Annotated in this window: 4 protein-coding genes; 2 read left to right on the top strand and 2 right to left on the bottom strand. The window is 71.9% G+C overall.

Annotated features, from left to right (window positions below):
• Positions 1 to 254: 254 nt before the first annotated feature.
• Positions 255 to 1,178 carry a LysR family transcriptional regulator gene (locus LCD35_RS05280; RefSeq protein WP_224963312.1) on the top strand — a complete coding sequence of 308 codons (924 nt, stop codon included), beginning with the start codon at positions 255 to 257 and terminating at the stop codon, positions 1,176 to 1,178.
• Positions 1,179 to 1,249: 71 nt separating this feature from the next.
• Here LCD35_RS05280 and LCD35_RS05275 read toward each other — a convergent pair whose 3' ends face one another.
• Together LCD35_RS05275 and LCD35_RS05270 are read right to left on the bottom strand one after the other, a co-directional pair.
• Positions 1,250 to 2,683, bottom strand: coding sequence for an aldehyde dehydrogenase family protein (locus LCD35_RS05275; RefSeq protein WP_224978377.1), 1,434 nt, complete (start codon positions 2,681 to 2,683; stop codon positions 1,250 to 1,252).
• A gap of 78 nt (positions 2,684 to 2,761) precedes the next feature.
• The gene (locus LCD35_RS05270) at positions 2,762 to 4,006 is read right to left on the bottom strand and encodes a nitrate/nitrite transporter (protein WP_224957457.1); all 1,245 of its coding nucleotides are present in this window, start codon (positions 4,004 to 4,006) and stop codon (positions 2,762 to 2,764) included.
• Positions 4,007 to 4,103: 97 nt separating this feature from the next.
• Here LCD35_RS05270 and LCD35_RS30395 point away from each other — a divergent pair, with 97 nt between their 5' ends.
• A complete protein-coding gene (locus LCD35_RS30395) occupies positions 4,104 to 4,829 on the top strand; it encodes a GntR family transcriptional regulator (protein WP_224957456.1) in 726 nt (241 codons plus the stop codon).
• Positions 4,830 to 5,037 lie beyond the last annotated feature (208 nt).

Raw genomic sequence — 5,037 nt, 5'->3', positions numbered from 1 at the left:
CCACACCACCGCAGCGGTCACCACGCCCACCCCCGGCACCCACGCCGACAACAGCTGCGCGACCAGCACCCCCGCCGCGGCCACCAGCACACCCGACCGACGCTCCGACCACACAGCACGCAACTCCACCGACGTCCGCATGCCCCGAGCCTCACCCGCCACCCGCACGCCCGGTAGCCGTCAACCACACAGGAACCCATAACCGGAATGCATCACCACAGGGCCAGAACACCCAGGCGAGCTACAGTTGCTGCATGGCAGAAGATCCGGACCCGCTGTCCCTGCGACTCCTCGTGCTCATCGCCGAACTCGGCAGCATCGGCGCCGCCGCCGCCCAACTGCGGATCAGCCAACCCTCCGCCAGCAAACGCCTCAACAGCCTCGAACGCCGCCTCGGCCTCCACCTCGTCGAACGCACCCGTCGCGGCGCCGACCTCACCCCCGCCGGCGGCACCGTCCTCGACTGGGCACGCGACGTGCTCACCGACCTCGACGCCCTGCACACCGGCGTGCACGCCCTGCGCGCCCGCCACGAACAACGCCTCCGCGTCGCCGCCAGCATGACCATCGCCGACTACCTCGCCCCGCGCTGGCTCACCTCGCTGCGCACCGCCTTCACCGGACTCCGCCTCGAACTCGACGTCGCCAACTCCACCGCCGTCACCGACGCCGTCCGCCACGACCGCGCCGACCTCGGCTTCCTCGAATCACCCGAGGTCCCCGACGGCGTCTCCGTGCGCTACCTCGCCCGCGACCGCCTCACCGTCGTCGTCCCACCCGACCACCGCTGGGCCCGGCGCCGCGAACCCCTCGACCCCACCGAACTCGCCGCCACCCCGCTCATCGTCCGCGAACACGGCTCCGGCACCCGCGAAACCCTCGAACACGCGCTCGCCACCGCAGGCGCCACCCCCACCGAACCCCTGCTCGAACTGCACTCCACCACCTCGGTGCGCAACAGCGTCGTCGCAGGCGCCGGACCCGCCGTGCTCAGCACCCTCGCCGTGGCCACCGACCTCGCCGCGGGCCACGTCGTCGAAGTCCCCGTCACCGGCCTCGACCTCCACCGCCCCCTGCACGCCGTCTGGCGCGCCGGGCACCGCCTCACCGGACCCGCCGCGGCCCTGCTCTCCGTCGCCCTCCGCGACGCCACCGACAGCGGCACCGCCACCCGCTGACACGATCACCCCATCGAGCACTGGCGAACGTCTGTTCGACTCCGCACCATGGAGTCATGACCAACACCCGCTCACCCCAGACCGGACATCACGTGCTTCACCCGGCTGTACTCCTCCAACCCGAACCGGCCGAAATCCCGCGCCGACGCCGAATGCTTGAACCCGCTGTGCGGCATCTCCGCCACCAACGGCCGATGCACGTTCACCCACACCGTCCCGGCCTGCAACGCCCGCGACATCCGCATCGCCCGCGCATGATCACGCGTCCACACACTCGCCACCAACCCGTAGCGCACCCCGTTCGCCAACTCCACCGCCTCCTCCTCCGAGGAGAACCGCTGCACCACCACCACCGGCCCCAACACCTCGTGCTGCACCAACTCGTCCGACTGCTCCACGTCCGCCACCACCGTCGCCTCGTAGAAGAACCCCCGCCCACCACGACGACGACCACCCGCCACCACCCGCGCATGCGCGGGCAACCGCTCCACGTACCCCGCCACCAACTCCCGCTGCCCAGCGCTGTTCAACGGACCGAACGCCGCATCCGGATCCTGCGGCGGACCCGGCCGCCACACCTCCGCCTGCGCCGCCAACTCCGCCACCAACTCCTCGTACACGCCCTCCGCCACCAGCACCCGGCTCGCCGCCGTACAGCTCTGCCCCGCATCCCCGAACGCCGCCGCCGCGATACCCCGCGCCGCCGCACCCACCTCCGCATCCCCGAACACCACCGCAGGCGCCTTCCCACCCAACTGCAAGTGCGCCCGCTTCAAATCCGCCGCCGCAGCACCCGCCACCTCCATCCCCGACCGCACCGTCCCCGTGATCGAGAACATCCCCGGCACCTCGTGCGCCACCATCGCCCGACCACTGTCCCGATCACCGCAGATCACGTTGAACAACCCCGACGGCAACACCCCCACCGCCGACTCCGCCAACAACACCGCGCTCACCGGCGTCGTCTCCGCAGGCTTGAACACCACCGCATTCCCCGCCGCCAACGCCGGCGCCACCCGCGCCACCGCCAACAGCAACGGATGCGTCCACGACGCCACCTGCGCGCACACCCCGATCGGCTCCCGCCGCGCGAACGACGTGCACCCCGGCACGTACTCCCCCGCCGCACCCGCCTCCTGCAACCGCGCCGCACCCGCGAGGAACCGCAGCAGGTCCACCGCCCGCGGCAACTCCCCCGACCGCACCACCTCCCACGGCTTGCCCGTGTTCCGGCACTCCGCCAGCACGAACCGCTCCGCGGACCGCTCCACCTCCTCCGACCACCGCAACAACACCCGCTGCCGCTCCCCCGGAGTCGTCACCGACCACTCCTCGAACGCCGCGGCCGCCACCCCCATCACCTCGTCCACATCGGTCCACCGCGTCAGCGGAGCCGACCCGTACTCCTCCCCCGAAGCCGGATCCACCAACGGCAACGACTCCCCCGCCACCGTTCCCGACCGCACCCCGCCCACGACATTCCGCAGCTCCAGCGCAGTGGACACCCGGACCTCCTCCGACCGACGGCACCGATCACGCGACCCTAACCGCGCACCGGCACCGCGCTCAGCCGCGCCGCGCCCTCACGACCGCACCTCCACCGGACGCGTCCGGCAGACCCACTGCCCCGCGGTACCCACCGCCAGCAGCACCACCACCGGCACGAACGACCACCGGTACGCCTCCAGCGCAGGCAGCACCGACACCACCTCCAGCACCAATCCGACCAGCACCTGGATCAGCACCCCCGCCAGGAAACCGCCCATGTTCACCACGCCCGACGCCGCACCCGAACGGTGCACCGCGTTCGACTCCCGCGCACCGTCGAACGCCAGCATCGCCGCACCACCACCGAAGCCCAGCACCGCCAGCACCACCACCAGCAGCGGCACCGACATCGCCGTCGGCCACGCCACCACCAGCAACCAGGTCAGCACCACCAGCACGGACATCCCCAACGTGTAGCGCTCCCGCCGCCGCGGGCGCCCCGCGATCCACTGGCTCGCCACCAACGAGCCCGCGATGAACCCGATCGCCGCCACCAGCAGCAGGCCACCGGCCGCCGACGAAGCCACGCCCTGCGCACCGGTCAACCACGGCGCACCCCACAACGTCGTGATCGCCAAGAACTGGGAGAGGAGCACGAAGTGCACCCAGAACGACTGCTTCGTGCCGCGCTGCGCCACCACCACGCGCAACGTGCGGGAGATCCGCTCCCCGACCTCCGACGGGACCTCGGGCCCCAACCCGGCCGGCCGATCCCGGATCACCGCACCGGCCACCACCGCCAGCACCGCGGTCAGACCCGCCGCCCCCAGGAACGTCGGCACCCAGCCCAGACCGTGCAGCGCCGAGGTCAACGGCACCGTCGAGAGCACTTGCCCGAGCCCACCGACCAGACCGGTCAGCGCCGCCACCCGGCCGTACCGGTCGGCCGGGAACCACTGCGCCGCCAACCGCAGCACGTTGGTGAACATGAACGCGTCACCGATACCGATGAACACCCGGCCGGTGACCCCACCCAGCACCGAGCCGCTCACCGCGAACACCGCGGAACCGATCGCCAGCGCCAGCACCCCGCCGGTGATGACCCGCCGCGGCCCCAACCGGTCCGCCAGCAGCCCCGACGGCACCTGCAGCACCAGGTACACGCCCAGCTGCAGCGCCGAGAACAGCGCCAGCACCCCCGGGCCCGCGGAGAAGCGCACCAGCGCGTCCGGCGCCGCGACCCCCAGGCTCGCCCGGTGGAACAACGCCACGAAGTAGCACGCCGCACCCACGCCCCACACCAGCCAGGCCCCGCGCTGGACGACGCTCGATCGCGCCACCCGCTGTTCCCCGGCAACACCGACCGACACCGGAACACCCACCTCTCTCGACTTGTATCCACCATAGATACAAGATGCGGATCAGTACTATGGGCGCGTGTCGAGCGCAACACCGAACCACGACGTGCCGCCGCCCACCGCCGCACCCGGCGGCACCGGCCCGGCGAGCGCGGAACCCCCGGCCGCGGACCGGGCCTACCGGCACGTCAAGACCGGGCTGCTCGACGGCACCTACCCCGACGGACACCTGCTGTCCGAAGGCGAAGTGGCCACCGCCATGAACATGTCCCGCACCCCGGTGCGCGAGGCCTTCCTGCGGCTGCAGACCGAAGGCTTCCTGCGGCTCTACCCGAAGCGGGGAGCCTTGGTCGTCCCGGTCACCCCCACCGAGGCCCGCGCCGTCCTCGAAGCCCGGCTGGCGCTGGAGAGCTTCGCCATCGACAAGATCGCGGCCGACGGCCCCGCGACGATGCGCCGGGTCGGCGAGGATCTCAGCGCCCATGCGGCATGCGACGGCAGCGGCCTGAGCACGGCGGAGATGCACGAGGCCGACCGCGACTTCCACGCCCGGCTGGTCGCCGCCGCGGCCAACCCCATCATCGACGACCTCTACAACGCGCTGCGCGACCGGCAACTGCGGATCACCGCCGGAGCCCGGACCCAGGACCGCCGCCCGGACATCACCCGGCAACACGCCGAGGTGGCGACCGCCGTGCGCGACGGCGCCGCGGACACCGCCAAGGCGGTCCTGCGCGATCACCTGCTCGGCGTGCTGCGGGCGCTCGGAGTCGCGGGCGGCCCGATGCTCGAACCCCCGGCCTGAGCACTGGAAGACCCCCGAGTGTCTGTGCTTGTTCGTGCTTTTGATCTTCAGATCATTGATTTCGGTCGACGCTGAAACCACCAATCCAATAAAGCGAATGCGGCGCAAAAGTGGGGGGGGCGCCCCCCCCCCCCCCCCAACACTAGCTCGCCACCGCCACGGGCCAAACACGCGCCCGCCCCGGCCCCCCCCCCCCCCCACGACCGCG

Origin of the sequence: Saccharopolyspora sp. 6V (genome assembly GCF_020176785.1) — a bacterium.
GTDB lineage: Bacteria > Actinomycetota > Actinomycetes > Mycobacteriales > Pseudonocardiaceae > Saccharopolyspora_C > Saccharopolyspora_C gregorii.
Note: the sequence above shows the minus strand (reverse complement) of the source record. Positions and strands in the feature narration are given on the sequence as shown.

What these genes read in the sequence shown, in the direction of transcription:
- LCD35_RS05280 (WP_224963312.1), top strand. Translation starts at nt 255, where the DNA reads ATGGCAGAAGATCCGGACCCGCTGTCCCTGCGACTCCTCGTGCTCATC.